Raw genomic sequence first — 18,531 nt, forward strand, 5'->3', positions numbered from 1 at the left:
TTTCTGCGCCTCGTGAATGTCCTGCAGACCGACGAGGTGCCCACGATGGTGCGTCTGCTGGGCGACGCCAGGGGCTATTTCGAATGGGCTCTGCGAATCAGCGAAGGTGAATGGTATGGATCGGAAACGTTCTACCAAGCTCCGCTGTATCCCTATTTCCTGGCGGTGATCATCTCGATCTTTGGCCCCAGCGTCACCGCGATCCGATTGGTCCAGATGATGCTTGGTGTCGCCGGCGTGGGGCTCATCGGGCTGACTGGCCGCAAGTTATTCTCGGACAAAGTCGGTTTGCTTTCCGCGGGCATGCTGGCGATTTACCCTCCCGCCATCTATTACGACGGAATCATTCAAAAGACGGCCCTGGCGACGTTTCTGCTGTGTCTCTTTGTGACCGCATGCAGTTTCCTCCAGGTGTCAAAACGCCCGTGGCATGCTGTCGTGGTCGGCATCTCACTCGGACTGCTGGTGATCACCCGGGAAAACGCCTTGCTATGGACGCCGTTGATCCCAGCGTGGATCTTGCTGGGGATCTCAGCGGACATGAGAAAACGCTGGGCCATCGTCGGCTGCTATGCGATCGGAATCGCCGCGGTGCTCATGCCCGTCGCAGCCCGGAATGCTTCGCTGGGTGGTGAATGGTCGCCGACCACATTCCAAGCCGGCCCGAACTTCTACATCGGCAACAACCTGCTCGCCAGCGGAATCTACATCCCCCTGGTGCCAGGACACGAGACGCCAATGCATGAACGGGCGGACGCTCAACGTTTGGCAGAAGAATCTGTTGGGCATGAGCTCTCCGCACGCGAGGTCTCACGGTTTTGGATGTCGCGAGCCTGGGCTGAGATCCGAGAAGCCCCCGGTCGCTGGCTGCAATTGATGATCGCCAAGTCATTCATGGTGATCAATCATTACGAAGTGCCCGACGTCGAAAGCATGTACATCTTTCGCGACTATTCGGCGGCATTGCAACTCAGCCGGCTCTGGCATTTTGGAATCCTGTGTCCACTCGGCTTGTGGGGAGTGATTGCGACTCGTCAACGCTGGCAAGTGTTGTGGCTGCAGTACCTGCTGCTGCTCTCGATGATTGCCGCCGTGGTGTTGTTTTTCATCTTGGGTCGGTATCGGAATCCTGTTGCAGTTCTGCTGATTCCGTTCGCTGCAGCGGGCGTGATGGACCTCTACCAACGCGTGCAAAACCGGGACTGGCGATCCGTCGGCATCGCCGGTTTGGTTTTGCTGCTCGCGGCAGTCGCGTGCAACATCACTGTGCACGAGGAACAATCGCTGCAGGCCGGATGCTACATGAACATGGGCATCTCCGCCGCAAAGGCCGGTGATTTGCAAACTGGAATTCGTTTGCTGCACCAAGCCATCGCTGAGTTCCCAGAAATGGCGGAAGGCTACCTCAATCTTGGCCGCGCTTACATGCTCAGCGGCCAGCCCGGTCGGGCTGCGCAGTGCTTTCAAAACGCCCTGACCCTGGACCCGCGCCTGGTGGAAGTCCATTCTCAACTCGGCGAAGCACTGGAGATGTCGGGCTACCGGGAAGCCGCGATCCAACAATACGAGCGTGCCCTGATGGTCGATCCATCTGACCCGAGAGCGACCGAAGGCCTGCAACGTAGCCGCTGACGCATTCTGCTGCGAATCTATACCTGCTCACTTTTCGCACGCCGGTGATTAATTCTCCATTGTGGCGAAACTCAGAAAAATTATGCCCCACAGCGTCGACGAAGACTGGTAGGGTCAGAGCCTTCTAGGGGGTTCTGCCCCGTTGATACATCTATTCTTTTCTCGGAGAGTCTTCTATGTCGAGATCTCGTACGTCTCGCCAGGGTTTCACGTTGGTGGAATTGCTGGTCGTCATCGCCATCATTGGCGTTCTGGTTGGACTGCTGTTGCCGGCCGTTCAAGCCGCACGTGAAGCTGCACGTCGCATGTCCTGCAGCAACAATTTCAAACAAATCGGTCTTGCGATTCACAACTATCACTCGGCCTTCAACCAAGTTCCAACGAACGGAACCGGTTCGAAGCGAGAGATTTCAATGACCAACGCCACGAACCAGAGCAACCGACTGTTCCTGAGCTGGTTGGTTCCCATCCTGCCTTACATCGAACAACAAGGCATGTGGGAATCGATCTCGAACCCCAGCCAAGTCAACGGCACGTGGCCAGCGATGGGCCCATGCCCATGGCAAACTCAGTACGAGCCTTGGGTCACGCAAATCCCAGCCTACCGCTGCCCAAGTGACGGTGCCTCTGCCAGCGGCCCCGGCCAGTTGGCACGATCGAACTACGCCTGTTCAGTCGGCGACGCGGTTGACCGCGCTCACAACGGTGGGATCAACGATTTTGGTTTCTTTGGAAATCGAAATGATCGCGATGAGAACTGGGCCGTGACTCGTGCGCGTGCTGCTCAACGTGGTTTCTTTTGGAATCGCAACAAGACCCAGTTCCGCGACGTCCTGGACGGTCTGTCGAACACCATCGCTGCTGGCGAAGTGCTCACTTCGGGCGGGAAACGTGAAATCAGCGCAGAGTTCGTTCGCAACATCACAACGATGCTGAACCCGAACGACACAATCTTGATTCCAGCTCGCTGTGCGCAGGGAGCTCACATCGATCCAACTCGTCCTCAGTTCTACGACCCAAGTGCCACAGTCAGCGGCAGCCTGTCGCAAGCCAAGCATTCACGTTGGGCTGACTCGCGACCATATTACACGGCGTTCCACACTATTCTTCCGCCCAATAGCGCAAACTGTGTCCACGCGAATAATGACGGAAACCACTCTGGGGTGATCTCGTCGGCTGGTAGCCGCCACACTGGTGGTGCTCACGTGCTGATGGGTGACGGTGCGGTCAAGTTCATCACCGACAGCATCGATACCGGAAACCTCGAATCGCCAACTGTCTGCCGGAATGGGCCGGGCCTGCCCGCAGGGTCACAAAGCCCATACGGCTTGTGGGGTGCGCTAGGAACGCGTGATGTGAAAGAAGTCATCGACGAAGAGTTCTGATCCCCGGTTCACCCGTCTTCAGTTAATCGAAAACCTCGTTCGCTCACGGCGAACGAGGTTTTTTCATACACCCACCCGAATGGAAAAAAGCAACAACCCCTCAAAGCATCACCGGCTGCCAATATCCACCAGTCACAAATCGCCATCCCCCCTCGCAACCTCCACCGCACCGCTAAAACGCTCATTTGTCGCAAGATGCCAGTGACAAGGAATCTCAATCCACCAATGTCGCCGAACCCGCCATAAACACCCCTAGCCTGGCACCGCTTCAGGGTTCGTCGGAATAGCAAGTGCATTCGATCGGTGAATGTCAGCACGGTCGAAACTTGATTCGGACCCCAGTGTTCCTTACAAGAGCCGAACCCGCATCGAAATTATCAAAGGAGCGCAAAAACACCTTAACCTGGTGTTTTTTCAAATTGCGACTCCCCAAGCCGCATCGTTTTGTCTAATCTTCATGCTCTTTCTGAAGGAATTTCCCTTCGTTTTGTCCAAAGCCTTTTCTAGGAGCTTCTTTTTATGCCGAGAACTCATAAGTCCCGGTCAGGTTTCACACTCGTGGAATTGCTGGTTGTCATCGCCATCATCGGCGTGCTTGTCGGTCTGCTTTTGCCAGCCGTTCAAGCTGCCCGTGAAGCCGCACGCCGCATGTCCTGCAGCAACAATTTCAAACAAATCGGACTCGCAATCCACAACTACCACAGTGCTTTCAACCAAGTTCCAACGAACGGAACTGGGTCGGCACAGGTGCCGAGCATGACCAATGCGACGAACCAAAGTAACCGTTTGTTTTTGAGCTGGTTGGTCCCGATCCTGCCTTACATCGAACAACAAGGCATGTGGGAATCCATCTCAAACCCCAGCCAAGTCAATGGCACGTGGCCAGCGATGGGTCCATGCCCATGGCAGACTCAGTACGAGCCTTGGGTCACGCAAATCCCAGCGTACCGCTGCCCGAGCGACGGCGGATCAGCAAGCGGCCCAGGCCAACTGGCACGTTCTAACTACGCTTGCTCCGTGGGTGACGCAGTCGACCGCGGTCACAATGGTGGGGTCAACGATTTTGGCTTCTTTGGAAACCAAAACAACCGCGATGAAGACTGGGCTGTGACTCGGGCTCGCGCGGCTCAACGTGGATTCTTCTGGAACCGAAACAAGACTCAGTTCCGGGATGTCCTTGACGGTCTTTCGAACACCGTCGCTGGTGCGGAAGTTGTCACCTCCGGCGGCAAACGAGAAATTAACGCCGACTTCGTGCGGAACATCACGGATATGCTGAATCCAAACGAAACGATTCTGATCCCGGCTCGCTGTGCGACCGGTGCTCACATCGACCCAGCTCGACCTCAATTCTACGCTCCTGGAGCCAACGTCAGCGGAAGCCTGTCGCAAGCCAAGCACTCCCGTTGGGCTGATTCCCGTCCGTTCTACACCGCCATTCACACAATCCTTCCGCCAAACGGAGCGAACTGTGTTCACGATGGTGGCGACGGCAACCACTCGGGCGTGATCTCATCTGCAGGTAGTCGTCACTCTGGTGGGGCTCACGTGCTGATGGGTGACGGTGCGGTCAAGTTCATCACCGACAGCATCGACACTGGAAACCTCGAATCTCCCACCGTTTGTCGCAACGCTCCGGGACTTCCGGCTGGTTCGCAAAGCCCTTACGGCCTTTGGGGTGCACTCGGTACGCGTGACGTGAAAGAGGTCATCGACGAGGAATTCTGATTCACAGAGTCTTCTCAGTCTGAAATTACGTGGAACCTCGTTCGCCGCTGGCGGACGAGGTTTTTTGATGTGCACAGGCACGTTTTGATACGATGGCCCGGTCGATTCATTCCATGCCTCACCCACAACCGAAACCGCCAGCAAGACGTCCAGCCTGCGCGAAGCAAGCTTTGACTGCTCTCCCATTGACTGCTCTTCCCAATGTCCGACGAAGGCTCTCCCTGTCAGCAAACCCCGGTCACGTTAAGCGTCAAGAAACGAATCTTGTTCAGCCTTGTTGTGGTCATCAGCTTTTTCTGTGTCGCTGAGATTACGTTTCGTGGCCTGGAATTGATCTGGCCACCACATGATGTCGACCTGGGCTTGGGATTCAATCGTGACAGTCGAGTCTTTGTTGAATCGCCAGTTGATGCGGACCGGATGGAAACGGATCGAGCCAAACGCGTCAGCTTTGTCCGCCAGCGGTTTCAACGCGACAAGCCATCCAATGCCTTTCGGATTGTGGCACTGGGCGGATCATCAGTGAATCAGCTCGAACCGCAATTCAAGCGACTCGAAAACGAACTGAGTACCGAGACCCAGACGGTCGAAATTATCAATTGCGGTGGCTTCGCCTACGGTAGCCATCGGCTGGTGCTGGTTCTTCGCGAAATGCTGAACTACGACCCCGATTTGATTCTGCTTTACACGGGACACAACGAATTCGAAGAGGTGGAGCAGCTCTCATTGTCTGGCGTTGAACACCTTGCCATCGAACGCACCATCAGCCACTCAGCCATCATTCGTTTCATTCGCGATCGCCGGACGGACTATGAAATCAGTCGCCTGGAACGCGAACACAACCAACGTCTGCTATCACGCGAAGAACCGGTCAGCGAAACAAACTTCGCCCGCGCGTGGTCACATGATTTTGACCAGGACGATGTTCGCGAACGGATGGAAAGTTACGAGCACAATTTGCGCGTGATGCTCACCACAGCAAAAAAAAGAGACATCCCCGTCATCATGGGCACCGTGTCATCGAACCTCTTGATGCCCTACCTGCCCCAAGAAGCGGCCACGCGATACCGGGACGTGTACGAGTTATGGAAAACGGAATCCATCGAACCCGGATTGCAGCTCGCCAATGAGATCTTGGCGGAAACTGCCGGCCGGCATCAGTGCAGCGAACTGGAGAACAACATTCTCCGCCGTCTCGCGGATGAATTCTCAGTCCCACTGATAGACATTGAAAGTGCGATTGCAAAGCAAGAGCCACATGGCATCCCCGGGGAAACACTGTTCGATGATCATTGCCACCTGAACTCGGCCGGTCGCGACATTTGGGCGTCGCAATTCGCCCCCGAAATTCAAAAGGTCCTCTCAGCCTCTCGGATGCCTTGAGCATCCTCGCCGTTCGGCAGGAGGCAGCGAGACTATCGCGAGCCTTGAAGGCTCTCTAAATAACGCTGGGTTGCCGCTTCATCAATGCGGATTTTGTGATCACGCAGTGGCGGAAAAACATCGCCTTCAACGCTCTCCAACCGTAGGTTTTCAGTCGAACGACGCGGCATATGACAGTCGATACAGTTGGACCCGAAGTCCACACCCTCCTGTGGATAATATCCACAATCACTTTCGTTTTCGTGGCAAGTCATGCAGCGGTTCGAGAACAACTGGTCGTCGCCACGCTCATTGTGGTGCGGGTCGTGACAATCCACGCAAGTCATTTGCGATTGCTGGAAACACACGCTTTCCGCCAATCGGTTCAGCTGATTGCTGGTGTGAACGCTGTTCTTCGCATCCTGCTGATTGTCCGGCGGAAAGTAATGATCCTCCAGCGGATCTCCAGGACGAAAACTCAAAGCATCGCCCTTCAACTCCCTTGAACCACCGTGGCACTGGCCGCAAATGTCCATTTGCAGCTTCCTGTCCAGGTCAGCCGGGTTGGTGATTGCCACCGCATTCTCTGCGTCACGATGGTCACGGTGATGGTTCACATGCCCTTCAGCGGGCCCATGACACCGTTCGCAAGTCACGCCCAGGATCAACGAACCGGGTGTGTAACGATTCCGGTTGCCGCGATAGTCGAAGTAGGTCAAGTGGCAGTCCAGGCATCGCTGCGGAATCGGTCGAGCGTACGCCGCGTCACCGTCAATGTATCCCGGACTATTGATCCACTGATCACCGTCCGTGATGTGCGTCACATTATGCTGATACAGCCGGTCTCGGTGCCAATAGAGATACGTCTGGGCCATTTTTGATGATCCCATGATGATTTCCATCGGGACCTCGAAGCTCCAATCAAAGAAATGCACCTGTTGGAGAAACTCATTGCCCCGATGAATCATCTCAAACGAAACGTTGGGGTCCGACGTTTGAAAACCGTTGAAGCCTTTGTCGAACCGGCCGTCGATCGTCTGTTCGTTCACCGGGCGACTGGTCTTGTAGTGCCCCGTCGCCAAAAAGGAATGGTACTTTTCCTCGTGGCATTCCTGGCACGCTTCTGCGCCCACGAACCCGGGGTTCTCTTCGACCGGCGTTTCATCCGTGCTCTTCTCTGGACGGTAGCCGGGCTGAAAGGGAATCTCCACTCCGCCGCCGTCTTCGTACTTTCCAACGAACCAAACCTTGCCTTCTGGGATCAGGCTCACCACCATGTCGGACGAAGGCTCGGTTCGAACCGGAGCGACGGCTTCGCTCGCCTCTTGTTGCTGTCGTTCTCGAACCAAATCGCGAATCAGTTCATCCTCTGGATGTTCCTGCACCGATTGGCGAATCACCCAACCGGCGCCAACCACAACCAAAATGATGATGAGCCCGCGTTTCAAGTTCAACGTTACCGTTCCTACTTCCTAGTTCCACCCACCCCAACCAGAGAGCCGACACAATCATCCGCTCTTGGACAGCAATCCGGTCAGCACCGGTTGAATCAACAGGACGCTGCCCCGACACAACGGCCAAGTGGTGTTTGCTTTGCCCACCACGACCTGTCATTCTAGCTGACACGCTGCTCTCGCCAAACGCACGAAATGTGCAGAGGTGGTGAAAGGCCGTTTAACCTTCGGTCTTGGCTGGGATCAGATTCACGACGGTTTGGATGACTTCGCCGATTGTCATGACTCGGGCGTATCGGTCTCGCAGCGTTGCCAAGGTGGCGTTGTGAAGTTCGGGTGTCACGGTCGCACAACAATCCTCGACGACGGTGACGAGGTACCCCAGGTCACACGCGTCTCGGACGGTCGTCTCGACACACTCATTGGTGTAGACGCCCACAACGAACAAGGCCTCGATGCCCAGGTTTTTCAGCACGTAGTGCAAGTTGGTTGAACTAAACACACCACTCGCGGTTTTGTTGATCACAATCTCGTCGCGATCAGGCAGCGGAGCGACCTCTTCCAAAAACTCCGCTTCATGCGAACCGGGAGCCGCCAGCAAATTCAGGCGTTTGTGCCCTTTTCCGCGATCACGGCCGTCTTTGGTCAACGATTGAATTCGCGTGTGAATGACTTCCAAATTGCGTCGCCGAAACGCTTCTTGAAGCCGCCGAACATTCGGGAGCACCGTCTGTTGCAAACGATCGAAGTAATACTTCTGACCCTCGGGGGATACACCGTGATTGTTCCCTTCGGCGAACACACCGCACCCCGGTGCCGCATCCAGGTACTGCAAATCGATGCAAAGAAGAGCCGTGTGACGCCCAACCAAAAACTCACCGTGAGCCGGGTTGTCAACGAACGATTCCTGATAAATTTCGCGAAGCGGATCGGGGTGATTGTCTTGGGGTGCAAATTCATTCATTTCAGGCGTGGTTCCATCAGTCCGTGGTGCCGGAGAGTTCAGCGAGCGAGTGCAGCAAAACGTTAGCACCTGCTTCGATGTCTTGCCATGCGGTCCATTCCGCCGGCGAATGGCTCTGCCCCGATTTGCTGGGAACAAAGATCATCCCGACGGGAATCATCCGTCCCATGATCTGCGCATCGTGTGCAGCCCCGCTGGGCATGATCTCGTAATCCAGTTCCAATCGCTCGGTCTGTTTGCGAATGGTCTCCACCACACTCTCGCCGCAAGTGACGGGGCTGATCAAACTCTTCTGTTCAAATTCGAACATCAGACTTCGCCGCCGGGCAATTGCGGACAGTGCTTTTCGAAATGCATCGGCCAATTCGTCCAAGACTTCCATCGATGTGTCACGGACGTCCAAGGCGAACTCAACCAATCCCGGCACCGTGTTCGTTGCGCCCGGCAAGATCTGTGCTTTGCCGATCGTCGCACGACTGCGGTCGCTGCCATTTTCTTCCAGGATGCGTGGCACCTCGTGGGCGAAATCAGCCAATCCCATGAATGCATCGTGTCGCATGTCCATCGGAGTCGTGCCGGCATGATTGGCTTCACCTTTCAGTCGAACTGACCACGTGAACAATCCCGTGATTTGATCCACCACACCGACTGATTTATGCAAACAATCCAAGACGGGACCTTGTTCGATGTGCATTTCCAGATAGCAGTGCAAGGTCTCCGGATCGCGGGCCGCATCCAGTGCCGCGACGGGATCGTAACCGTGCCGCGACATTTCATCATGCAACGGAACCCCGTTCATGTCCGTCATCGTGGCGATCATTTCGGGGTTGATCTGACCGCACAGCGACTGAGACCCGAACATTCCACCGAACCGCCCTTCCTCGTCACTGAAGGCAATCAGTTCGATCGACCGTTGATTCTCAAATTCTGCTTCACGCAGACACCGCAAGCACTCCAGTCCGGCGACCACACCCAACGTTCCATCCAGTGCACCCGCACACGGAACCGTATCGATATGCGAACCGACCAAGACCTTTGGCGCATCCGTTTTCCCCGTCAGTTCCGCCGAGACATTGGCCGCCCCGTCCAACGAATGATCAAAGCCTGCCGCCTGTATCCGGTCGATCAACCAACGCTTGCCTTCGATGTCGGCATCGGTGAACGCCATCCGGTAGATCCCATGATCTTCCGCATTTCGTCCGATTTGTGACAGTTCCAGAATGTCTGCTTTGATCCGTTCCAAATTGACTCGCATTGCCATCAGTCCACCGCCGGCAATGGCAAGTTCTCAACATACTGACCATGCAGCATATGCAACTGCAGAACATGGTTGATGACGATGTCGTTTCGACGCGCGATCGTGCCATCGGTTTCTTTCCAAGCATCATCGATGAACGACATCAACTTTCCGTGGTCCAAGAATCCGACTGACGAAACCCGCGAAGGCGTCAACCAATGATCGATCATCTCCTGCACCGCAGCACGTTTGACCGGATCCGTGTGTGCGGGCGGAGCCATGAAAGCGAACTTCTTGCGTTCATAAAGCTCGCGAGGCAAGACATTGACCATTGCTTCGCGGAGCACCCATTTTTCCACGCCATCGCGAATTCGAATGTTCGGCGGGATCTTTGTCGCGTACTCGGCAACATGGTGATCGAGGAAGGCGGGTCGGGCTTCCATGCTGTTCGCCATGTCCATTCGGTCGCCGCCCCAGGTCAAAATTTGGCCCTCGAGCATCGTCTTGCTCCACGTGTACTGCGACACATCCAGCGGATGCCGCCCACGCACCTGCGCCGGATCGATCGCTCCAGCCACCGCACCCACCGGGTCGTATTCCTGAAGCATCTGCGACATGGACGACGAAAGAATGGGCTGGAACCGTTTGAGAACCAACATCCAAGGTTGAATCCACGACGGGGTGAACCCACACAAATCCTGCCAAGCGGCGTGCTGCATGTCTTCTTCCGCCAGGATCGCACCGGCGAAGATGCCGCCTTCGTCATCGCGCCCCAACCAATCGCGTTTGAAGAACGGATAGCCGCCGAACAGCTCGTCGCTGCCTTCACCGGTGATCACCGCTTTGTAGTTGCACGCCCGAACGCGGCGACTCATGTGCCACTTCGCGACCGCCAACGTGTTGTAGAACGTTCGCTCGGCGTGCCAAGTCGCTCGCTCAAACGCTGGTCCATAAAGCTCCTTTTCGGTCAGCCTCAACAACTCTTGCTCAGCCCCGGTCCGTTCCGCCATTCGTTTGGCGATATTGGACTCGTCATACTCATCGCTATCGAACGCGATGGTGAAGGCCTTCACGGGAGACTGCTGCAGCGTGTTGGCCAAACCAAGAATGGAACAACTATCGATGCCGCCGGACAAGTAACAGCCAACCGGCACGTCGGCTTCCAATCGTGCGGCAACCGCATCGATCAATCGATCCTGCACCCCCTGCACAAACGGAGCGGGATCCGCGTTCTCATCGTGCGAATCTGGAAACTCCAAATCCCACCAGCGTTTCGATTGAACCTCCAGCGAGCCCCCCCGTTTCTGCACGATCAACATGTGCCCCGGCAACAACGCTTGGACGCCTTCGAACGCCGTGCTGCCAGGCACCATCACCTGCATCATTTGGTGAATGGCGGCCTTCGGACACAAGCGAGGCTCGATGTCGGGATGCTGAAGAATGGATTTGACTTCCGATCCCCACACAAACCCATTGTCGTTGACCGCGTAATAAAGCGGTTTGATTCCGAAACGATCGCGGATCAGAACGAGTCGCTCTTTTCGGTCATCGTAAAGCACGACCGCGAATTCGCCACGCAGGTGGTCGACCATCGCCAAATCATGCTTCAAATACAACGGCAGCGTGATCGCGCTATCGCTTTTGCCGTTGCAGACATAGTTCTCACATGCCAGTGCGGTGCGAATGCGTTTGTAGTCATAAAGCTCGCCGTTGACCGTGACCGCATAGTCACCATCGTCCGTTTCGATCGGCTGATGACCACACGCCAGCCCGATGATTGACAATCGAGTATGCCCCATAGCCAACCCGCGCTCGCGAAAAAATCGGCTGCCGCGTTCGTCGGGGCCTCGGTGATCGAGCACGTCCAACATGCGATCCAAAGAGAACCGCAATTCGCGTTCGTTCGTTCGAGAAGGATTCCAAAATCCGGTGATACCACACATAGAAACAGTTGGTGTTTCGAAGAAATTCGAGAGTGAGTGTGCGGGCAAAACCATGCCCGCATCAATGAAGGCCACAACGTCTGAACGCAGGCGTGACGCAGAAAGATCGCCAAACCGGGTTCACTTGGCAGTTAGATGCCGCTGATCTTGTCGGTGCGATCGAGAATGGCTGCCAGCAAGGCTTGGCGTACAAATACCGCGCCAGCGGCTTGAGCGAAGTAAAGATTGTGATCCGTTTCGTCCAGGTCTTCATCCAATTCCGCGTTGCGCGCGAGTGGGTGCATGACCACCGCTCCCGGTTTGAACGGGCTGGCCGCATTCAAACTGTGGCGTGCGTCCAGGTTTCGATAGCTGTCACCCAAAAACGCGATGGAGTTGACATAAACCACATCCAATTCCGGCAAGACTTCTTGCACGTCGTTGGTGATTTCGATCGGTATTGGCGACTGTTCGATCGGCTCCGTCAAATCCAATCCAACCGGGTCGGCCATCTCGCTGATCAACGTGATCTTGCTGACCGCTCCGGTGAACATGAGCGCCAGACGCAGGAAGCTCTTAACAGCTCGCATGGATCCTGGCGTTCCGATGATTCCCAAGTGCACGCGTTTTTCAGGCGGACAATCCACCGAATGCAACTGTGGTCGCCATTTCAACAACGCATACCAATCAATCAAAGCTTGCGTCGGATGATGTCCGGAACCATTGCCCGCATTGATCAGCGGACGTTGCAAATTCTTTCGGATCTCGTCCATGCTGTTCGTGTCGGGGTGTCGCATGATCACGACGTCACCGTAGGTGTTGAACATTTCTCCGATGTCGGCCAGCGATTCCCCTTTCGCAATGCCGGTGACTTGCCCATCCGGCACGGACAACACCTTGCCATCCAGTCGCTGGACCGCACTTTCGAACGACAATCGCGTTCGAGTGCTTGGCTCGAAGAACGCCGTGATAGCGATTTTGCCATCCAGTGGCTTGTCCATCTCGACGTTGCGTGACTCCAGCAACGCGGCCAATTGAGCGATCGCCAAGACCGTTCGCCGGTCAAACTGTCGCGGGTTCACGATGGATTGCCCGGCCAAATCCTTGAGCTTCTCACGATCGATTCGGCCATCGAACGCATCCAGCAGCGACAGCGGCGAAAGCTGTCGCCCTTTGGAATTGGACGCAGCGGCATCCAATGCCGCGGACACTTGTTGGTTTGAAAGAGAGTTCATGGGGTTACCAGATCTGCTTGTCCCGCAAGTCAATCCACAAAAATCCGATTAGCACCGCCACGCCAAGCACACAAAGTACCAGACTGCCAATCACAAGTAGCTGAAAAAAGAAAACGGAAAACACGGCTCAGTCCTCCGCCAAAGTTTCGAAATGGAAATCACCGGGCCAAATTCGGCAGCAAATCGCGAAGGTCACTCCTGAAACCGCCGAACCGATCAACGAAGCCGTGAACCATCCGATCGTGAAATACGCCACCAAACCGATCACGCTACCCAGCACCATCGACGCGCATGCCGCCTGGGAACTGGCTCGCCGCGAATACAAACCACACAAAATGGGCCAGATACAACTGCCAACCATCGGGCCCGCGAAAAACAGAACGGTTGCCAGGGTTCCGACGTTCTGCAGCGCCGCGATCCAAGCGATCGCTCCCAACACGATGATCGCAGCCGCCGACCATTGACGCTTCGTTCGGTCCTCGGCGGCTTCGCCTCCAACTCGTTTGTGAATCGGTTCCGCGATGTCATTGACGATCAAATCTGACGTGGCCGCCAACAAACTATCGATGCTGGACGCCAACGAACAAAAGACGACAACAAAAACCAGCAACGCACCGCCCGTTCCCAACAACGTCGCGGCGACCAGAGGCCCCGCCGTGTCAGGCTCGCTGATTCCAATCCCCAACGACGGCGCGGCCAATCCAAGAAATCCCGCGACAATTGGAACGGGCAACCACAACACGCCGCCCAATGCATACGCCTTGGGACCGACGCCTTCTCGCATGGCGAAGGCTCGGCTCCACCACACGTTGCTGTGAAAGATCTCCCCAAACCCGAACAGCATGTTGTTGAACAAAGCCATCAACGCCGCGGGGAAGAACGCGGAAAGCAACATCGGTCGTTCGGTTCGGAGGTCTTCGTGAATTTCCGCCAGATCGACTTGTGTGAGCACGGCAATCGCCACGACCACCAAACCGGCCAGAATGATCAGGCTCTGAATGAAGTCCGTTCCGATCACCGCGTACATTCCGCCAAACAAGGTGTAGGCCACGCAAACCACCACCACGACCGTCATTCCGACCTCGTAAGGAATGCCTGACAACACGTTCAGCAATTTCCCGCCGGCCATCGACATCGATACCAACCAAGTCACCGCGTAGAACAGCGAGATCAACAAGAACGGAATCGTCCCCATCCATCCATACCGACGACGCATGAACTCCACGGCGGTATAGCCAGTCGGCATCAACTGCCGAATCCGTCCGCTCATCGGTGCAAACGCGAACAGTCCAAAGCTGGCGGTGGAATACGCGACGGCACCCCAAATCCCCAATTGCAATGCGTACTGCGGAGCCAACATGGTCGTATTGGAGGTGATCCAGGTTGCCACCGCGGTCGCGGTTCCCATGGCCAGGCCCACGTTTCGGCCGGCCACAGCAAAACCGTCGTAGGACTTCGCTTGTCGCCCCCACCACCATCCCAGGGCGATCCACAACACGCCAAACAGCAGCAGCAATCCGTAGCCCGCTTCCGGACTCAAAATCGCTCCGCTTTCAGCAAACAAACCGATTCCGTTCACGATTCGCCCTCCCGGGTCTCGCTGTCCCGAACCACGCTGACCCGGACCTCACTGTCCGTTGAGGCCAGCGCGAACGCATCGGAGCGGTACCTTCGCGTTCCGCTGGCAATCACGACGACGACCGCGAGAAACACGATGGCACCGACAATCAGCAATCCTGCGGCTTGTTCCAACGGCCAGTGCATCACAGCGACCGTGGCGGGAACGCCCGATCTCGCGATCACCTGCCCCGAGTCATCCATTGCCTGGACTTCATAGCGATAGATACCGTCGTTCAGTCCCGAGACAAACGCGATGGGCAAAGTTCCCTGATAAACCAATCGGGAAGTGGGATTGAACTCAGCGACCGCCGTCAAATCGACGTCTTCGCCTTCCAAACCAGCAACGGTTGCATCGGCTGGCAACTCCGCGACGCCGGTCTCGTAGACGTGGTAAGAGCCCTCGACGTCGTCCGGAAACTCAAACTTCCAGTTCAGTTTGAAATATCCCTCGCGGGAAACACCAAGACTCGCCGAATCAAACTCGACCACGTCGGTCGACAGCGAACCACTTGACGGTTCTTGACCGGTAACAGGCAATGCCTGAAAAGAAAGAGACCACCCCAAACACGCAAACCATGCGCAAATCATCAGGCGGAAGGACGAATTGCCTTCAAGGCAAAAGATATCTCAATCCCGTCGGGGTGACGCGAGCGGACCTGAGACGAACTCAGCCGGTTCACGATAGGACTCAAATTTCGAGTTAAGAGCCTATCAGATCGACGAAAACGAAGAAACCGCAGCCGACGCCGGAACGGCGAGGAGTCGTGAAATCTTCTCGAACGGATTGCGTGAACTGCGAACGGCTTTGCCGCGTGATGATGAGGTCAGGGCGATTGAAACATGCTGGCTTCCCAGATGAAGTCACGCTGTTTCAATCGAACGCGAGGCGGAATGATATCGACGACTTCCGCGTCACCGATCTTGTCGCCTTTCGAGACGAATTGAGTTTGGTCACCAAATCGCATGATGGCTCGCGAATCTTCTAACCCCGCAAACCCCAGAACTTGATAGCTGGATGCCTTGGTGGGTTGAGCGGATGTTGTGCTCGGAACATCGTCGTCCAAATAGAACGGATTCTTTCGCTCCGGAAACGGCGGATCGAACTTCTGGGCAGCTAACTGGGAGGAATCAGACGACTCCACGCCGATTTCCAAATCCGCCTGCGTGCGTTGGTCCTGCAAAGCCACTCGACGAATTGTTTCGATTGACTCGGGATCCACACCGCAGCCGGAGACGATTGCGAAGCCCAACACCAACGCGCCGATTCCGCGAAAATTCCGCGTCGGCGAAATGGGTCCGCTTTGAATGGTTGAAGACATTCGATTCGAAAACAACATCACCGAATCTCCACGGGCCGAACGTGAACCGGCGGATACATCGACGCGGTTGTCGCATCGGGTGCTGACATCCGATCGGCTCGCAAGGGCTCTCCCCAAGGGGACGAAGTCGTCCCCGAACGGAATCTTTCTTGAGCGATCTCGTTTTGCTGGATCAAATCTCGCAGCGAAGCCCCCACCTCCTCTTGGGCGATCGCGACGGCAGGCGACTCACGTCGAGCAGGAACTTTCAGCGACAACGGAATGGCCGAAGACACATCAGGTGCCGAGATCGCTTCCATTGCCTCCAATTGCACCGCGTCCGCATCCAACATCTCGCCAGCGTGAGGATGCGTTCCCGGAAACTTCAAGGAGCTCCCAGTGGGTGACAGATTTGGTTTCGACAAATTCGGGGCAGACAAGTTCGGTGCCGAGAGACTCTGCCCGTTTAACTGTCCGTTTGAATCGGGTGCATGCATGAATGCGTCGGTGGACGGTTCGATCGAATGCGTGATCGCACCGTCATAGGCATCCGGGTAAGCGACCTCAAAGGTTGAAATGCCCGTGCCGCCCAACATTTCCAATTCTCGCGTGCCGCCGTTCAGACGCGGACGCGGATGGTGGTTGGGACAGTTGATATCGTGACAGTACGGAGCCTGCGGACAGACCGATGCATACGGAATGCTGTCCAATTGCTTGGTCGCAACGCAATACGCTTGACGCGAACGAGCGTTTCCGTGGTCGTAGGGCGAGATGATCTCTGGTTTCAAGAAGACAATCAGCTCACTTTCGCGAACTTCCGTCGCATGACTTCGGAACAATTTCCCAACGTACTTCAAGTCACGCAGGTACGGCACACCGTTGACATTCTCGATCACGCGTTTCTGACGCAGCCCACCGAGCGTGAACATGTGACCGTTGGCAACACGCACGGTGGTCTCGGCTGTGCGGCTATCGATCACCGGATTGTTCTCGATCTCACCGACTTTGACGCTGTATTCCGGTTGGACCTTCAGCTCGATTGTATTGTCGTTGCTAATTCGCGGCGTGACTTTCAGGATGATGCCGGCGTCTTTGAATTCCACCTGAGCAAACACCACATTGCTGCTGCCTTCGGAGGGCTGCGCCGCGACGATTGGAATTTGCTGAACGATCTTGATCGATGCTTCCCGACGATCGATTGCGGTGATCGATGGATCGGCCAACAACTTGGCTTCGTCGCTGGAATCGAGAGCTCGCAACAACACACCGGTATCAAATGTGTCCGTCAACGTACGCACACCCAAGGTGGTGCCTCCGCTGCCCAGCGTTCCAAACGTCAGTGCGTTGGAAACATTGCCCGCCAAATCAGCCAGCGCCGATTCGTTTGTCGTGTTCAAACGAAAATCGCGTCCCCAATTCACGCCGAGTTCCTCGAGTTCCTCCAACCCGACGTCGTAGATCAACGCCGTGATGCGAACTTGTGCACGAGGAATGTCCAACTGCTTGAAGGCTTGCGTCGCCAAGTTCAGCTGTGCACGATTGCCCTTGATCATGATCCGGTTTTCAGCTTCGAACACGGCGACCACGGTGCCGTCACCGAGCGCTCCTTCCAGCGACTCCCGCATCTCCGACGCTTCGGTGTACTGAGGCGTCAGATAGATCAGGTTGGTCGCGTTGGCGTCGTAGTAGCTGTCGCCGGACGTTGCGTCGCCAGTCGATCCGGATGTGCCGGGGCCGATTGACTGTGTCAACGAGTCCGAGTTCCCCGACGGTCCGGTCATTGAACCCGACGGCTGCTGCGAACGCATCGTTTGCAACATGCTTTCGACGCGGTCAATGTTGACGGCGTTGTCGACGACCAACATCGCACTGCGTCCCACCGGTTGGATACGACCGCGATCGGACAACAACAATTGAGCCGCCGCGATGGTGGCCGTCATCTCTTCCGTGTCCGCCGCGCGAAAACGCAATGTGCGCGATTCAAACTCCGGACTGGCGGTTCCCACTTCATCCAGTGGCAACACCACCAAACTGTTCCCCGCGGCAATGTAGCCGTACCCCGAGGAAGTCAAGATCGCGGAAAGCACATCACGAAGCGGCGCGTCCTTGAAGACACCGGAAACGTTCCCGGAAACCTTCTCGCCAGCCACAATGTTGATGTTCCACAAATCCGACAGCAGGAAGACCACCTCCTGAAGCGACGTTTTGCGAAAGGTGATGCTGCCGCGTTGGTTCAGCACTTCATCCACCGACAGAGGCGGTCCCGCCAAAGGAATCATCTTCGCCGACGAATGGGTCTGACTTGGGTTTCCAAGTGGTGCTTCGCCCGAAGCCGTCGCCTCCAATGCGATTGCCGAACCCGCCGACTGCGCGGATGGCACCACATCAACGTTGGTGTTGGGTTCGGCCGCGATGGATTGGCCTGAGAGATTTGCAACACAAACCGCCAGGGTGAAACCGAAACCGACGGACACAGACCGCAGCCAACCGCGGTGATTCAAGCAATCCCACAACAAGAACGACTTCGCACGACGTCGTTTGGCAACCGCCAAACGGGAGTGAGTCTTCAACGATTTGCGCACACCTTTTCCACTGCCGAGCGATGGACTCGGAGAGTTGATTGCGTGAATCGTGATCGACGCGGAGCCTTCCATGGCCATGCGTTGTGTCCTCAAGAAGAATAGCTGGTGACTC

Annotated in this window: 13 protein-coding genes; 4 read left to right on the forward strand and 9 right to left on the reverse strand. The window is 56.0% G+C overall.

All coding sequences use genetic code 11. The features are described 5' to 3' along the window. Positions 1 to 12 precede the first annotated feature (12 nt). The 4 genes from LOC70_RS04940 to LOC70_RS04955 all read left to right on the forward strand — a co-directional run bounded on the left by LOC70_RS04940 (position 13) and on the right by LOC70_RS04955 (position 6,128). A complete protein-coding gene (locus LOC70_RS04940; RefSeq protein ID WP_230252247.1) occupies positions 13 to 1,632 on the forward strand; it encodes an ArnT family glycosyltransferase in 1,620 nt (539 codons plus the stop codon). Between the two features lie 176 nt (positions 1,633 to 1,808). Next, positions 1,809 to 3,017 (forward strand): DUF1559 domain-containing protein, encoded by a 1,209-nt coding sequence (locus tag LOC70_RS04945; RefSeq protein WP_230252248.1) that lies wholly within the window; start codon positions 1,809 to 1,811, stop codon positions 3,015 to 3,017. A 519-nt stretch (positions 3,018 to 3,536) separates the two neighbouring features. Next, positions 3,537 to 4,745, forward strand: a complete 1,209-nt coding sequence (locus tag LOC70_RS04950; RefSeq protein ID WP_230252249.1) for a DUF1559 domain-containing protein — start codon at positions 3,537 to 3,539, stop codon at positions 4,743 to 4,745. A 264-nt stretch (positions 4,746 to 5,009) separates the two neighbouring features. Next, positions 5,010 to 6,128, forward strand: a complete 1,119-nt coding sequence (locus LOC70_RS04955; RefSeq protein ID WP_230252250.1) for an SGNH/GDSL hydrolase family protein — start codon at positions 5,010 to 5,012, stop codon at positions 6,126 to 6,128. A gap of 32 nt (positions 6,129 to 6,160) precedes the next feature. Here the strand turns inward: LOC70_RS04955 and LOC70_RS04960 are convergent, their stop codons facing one another. The 9 genes from LOC70_RS04960 to LOC70_RS05000 all read right to left on the reverse strand — a co-directional run bounded on the left by LOC70_RS04960 (position 6,161) and on the right by LOC70_RS05000 (position 18,497). Continuing rightward, entirely contained in the window at positions 6,161 to 7,561 is a 1,401-nt protein-coding gene (locus LOC70_RS04960) for a cytochrome c family protein (protein WP_230252251.1), read from the reverse strand. 220 nt (positions 7,562 to 7,781) lie between these two features. Continuing rightward, positions 7,782 to 8,525: a cysteine hydrolase family protein gene (locus LOC70_RS04965; RefSeq protein ID WP_230252252.1), complete on the reverse strand. Its 744-nt coding sequence runs from the start codon at positions 8,523 to 8,525 to the stop codon at positions 7,782 to 7,784. A gap of 16 nt (positions 8,526 to 8,541) precedes the next feature. Then, positions 8,542 to 9,780, reverse strand: a complete 1,239-nt coding sequence (locus LOC70_RS04970) for a Zn-dependent hydrolase (RefSeq protein ID WP_230252253.1) — start codon at positions 9,778 to 9,780, stop codon at positions 8,542 to 8,544. 5 nt (positions 9,781 to 9,785) lie between these two features. Next, positions 9,786 to 11,705, reverse strand: coding sequence for an asparagine synthase (glutamine-hydrolyzing) (asnB, locus tag LOC70_RS04975; protein WP_230252254.1), 1,920 nt, complete (start codon positions 11,703 to 11,705; stop codon positions 9,786 to 9,788). 131 nt (positions 11,706 to 11,836) lie between these two features. After that, on the reverse strand, positions 11,837 to 12,919 hold the full coding sequence (locus tag LOC70_RS04980) for an aspartate/ornithine carbamoyltransferase family protein (RefSeq protein WP_230252255.1): 1,083 nt from the start codon (positions 12,917 to 12,919) through the stop codon (positions 11,837 to 11,839). Between the two features lie 127 nt (positions 12,920 to 13,046). Continuing rightward, entirely contained in the window at positions 13,047 to 14,498 is a 1,452-nt protein-coding gene (locus LOC70_RS04985) for a sodium:solute symporter family protein (RefSeq protein WP_230252256.1), read from the reverse strand. Continuing rightward, a complete protein-coding gene (locus LOC70_RS04990; RefSeq protein WP_230252257.1) occupies positions 14,495 to 15,127 on the reverse strand; it encodes a hypothetical protein in 633 nt (210 codons plus the stop codon). The genes LOC70_RS04985 and LOC70_RS04990 overlap by 4 nt, the downstream gene beginning before the upstream one ends. A gap of 236 nt (positions 15,128 to 15,363) precedes the next feature. Continuing rightward, a complete protein-coding gene (locus LOC70_RS04995; protein ID WP_230252258.1) occupies positions 15,364 to 15,858 on the reverse strand; it encodes a hypothetical protein in 495 nt (164 codons plus the stop codon). A gap of 17 nt (positions 15,859 to 15,875) precedes the next feature. After that, a complete protein-coding gene (locus LOC70_RS05000; RefSeq protein WP_230252259.1) occupies positions 15,876 to 18,497 on the reverse strand; it encodes a type II secretion system protein GspD in 2,622 nt (873 codons plus the stop codon). Between the last annotated feature and the right edge of the window lie 34 nt (positions 18,498 to 18,531).

The sequence above is a fragment of the Rhodopirellula halodulae genome (genome assembly GCF_020966775.1).
GTDB classification, from domain to species: domain Bacteria; phylum Planctomycetota; class Planctomycetia; order Pirellulales; family Pirellulaceae; genus Rhodopirellula; species Rhodopirellula halodulae.

Coding starts and splice junctions, on each gene's coding strand:
- LOC70_RS04980 (WP_230252255.1), bottom strand. CDS start 12,919: ATGAACTCTCTTTCAAACCAACAAGTGTCCGCGGCATTGGATGCCGCT.
- LOC70_RS04970 (WP_230252253.1), bottom strand. CDS start 9,780: ATGCGAGTCAATTTGGAACGGATCAAAGCAGACATTCTGGAACTGTCA.
- LOC70_RS05000 (WP_230252259.1), bottom strand. CDS start 18,497: ATGGCCATGGAAGGCTCCGCGTCGATCACGATTCACGCAATCAACTCT.
- asnB (WP_230252254.1), bottom strand. CDS start 11,705: ATGTGTGGTATCACCGGATTTTGGAATCCTTCTCGAACGAACGAACGC.
- LOC70_RS04990 (WP_230252257.1), bottom strand. CDS start 15,127: ATGATTTGCGCATGGTTTGCGTGTTTGGGGTGGTCTCTTTCTTTTCAG.
- LOC70_RS04950 (WP_230252249.1), top strand. CDS start 3,537: ATGCCGAGAACTCATAAGTCCCGGTCAGGTTTCACACTCGTGGAATTG.
- LOC70_RS04995 (WP_230252258.1), bottom strand. CDS start 15,858: ATGTCTTCAACCATTCAAAGCGGACCCATTTCGCCGACGCGGAATTTT.
- LOC70_RS04965 (WP_230252252.1), bottom strand. CDS start 8,525: ATGAATGAATTTGCACCCCAAGACAATCACCCCGATCCGCTTCGCGAA.
- LOC70_RS04945 (WP_230252248.1), top strand. CDS start 1,809: ATGTCGAGATCTCGTACGTCTCGCCAGGGTTTCACGTTGGTGGAATTG.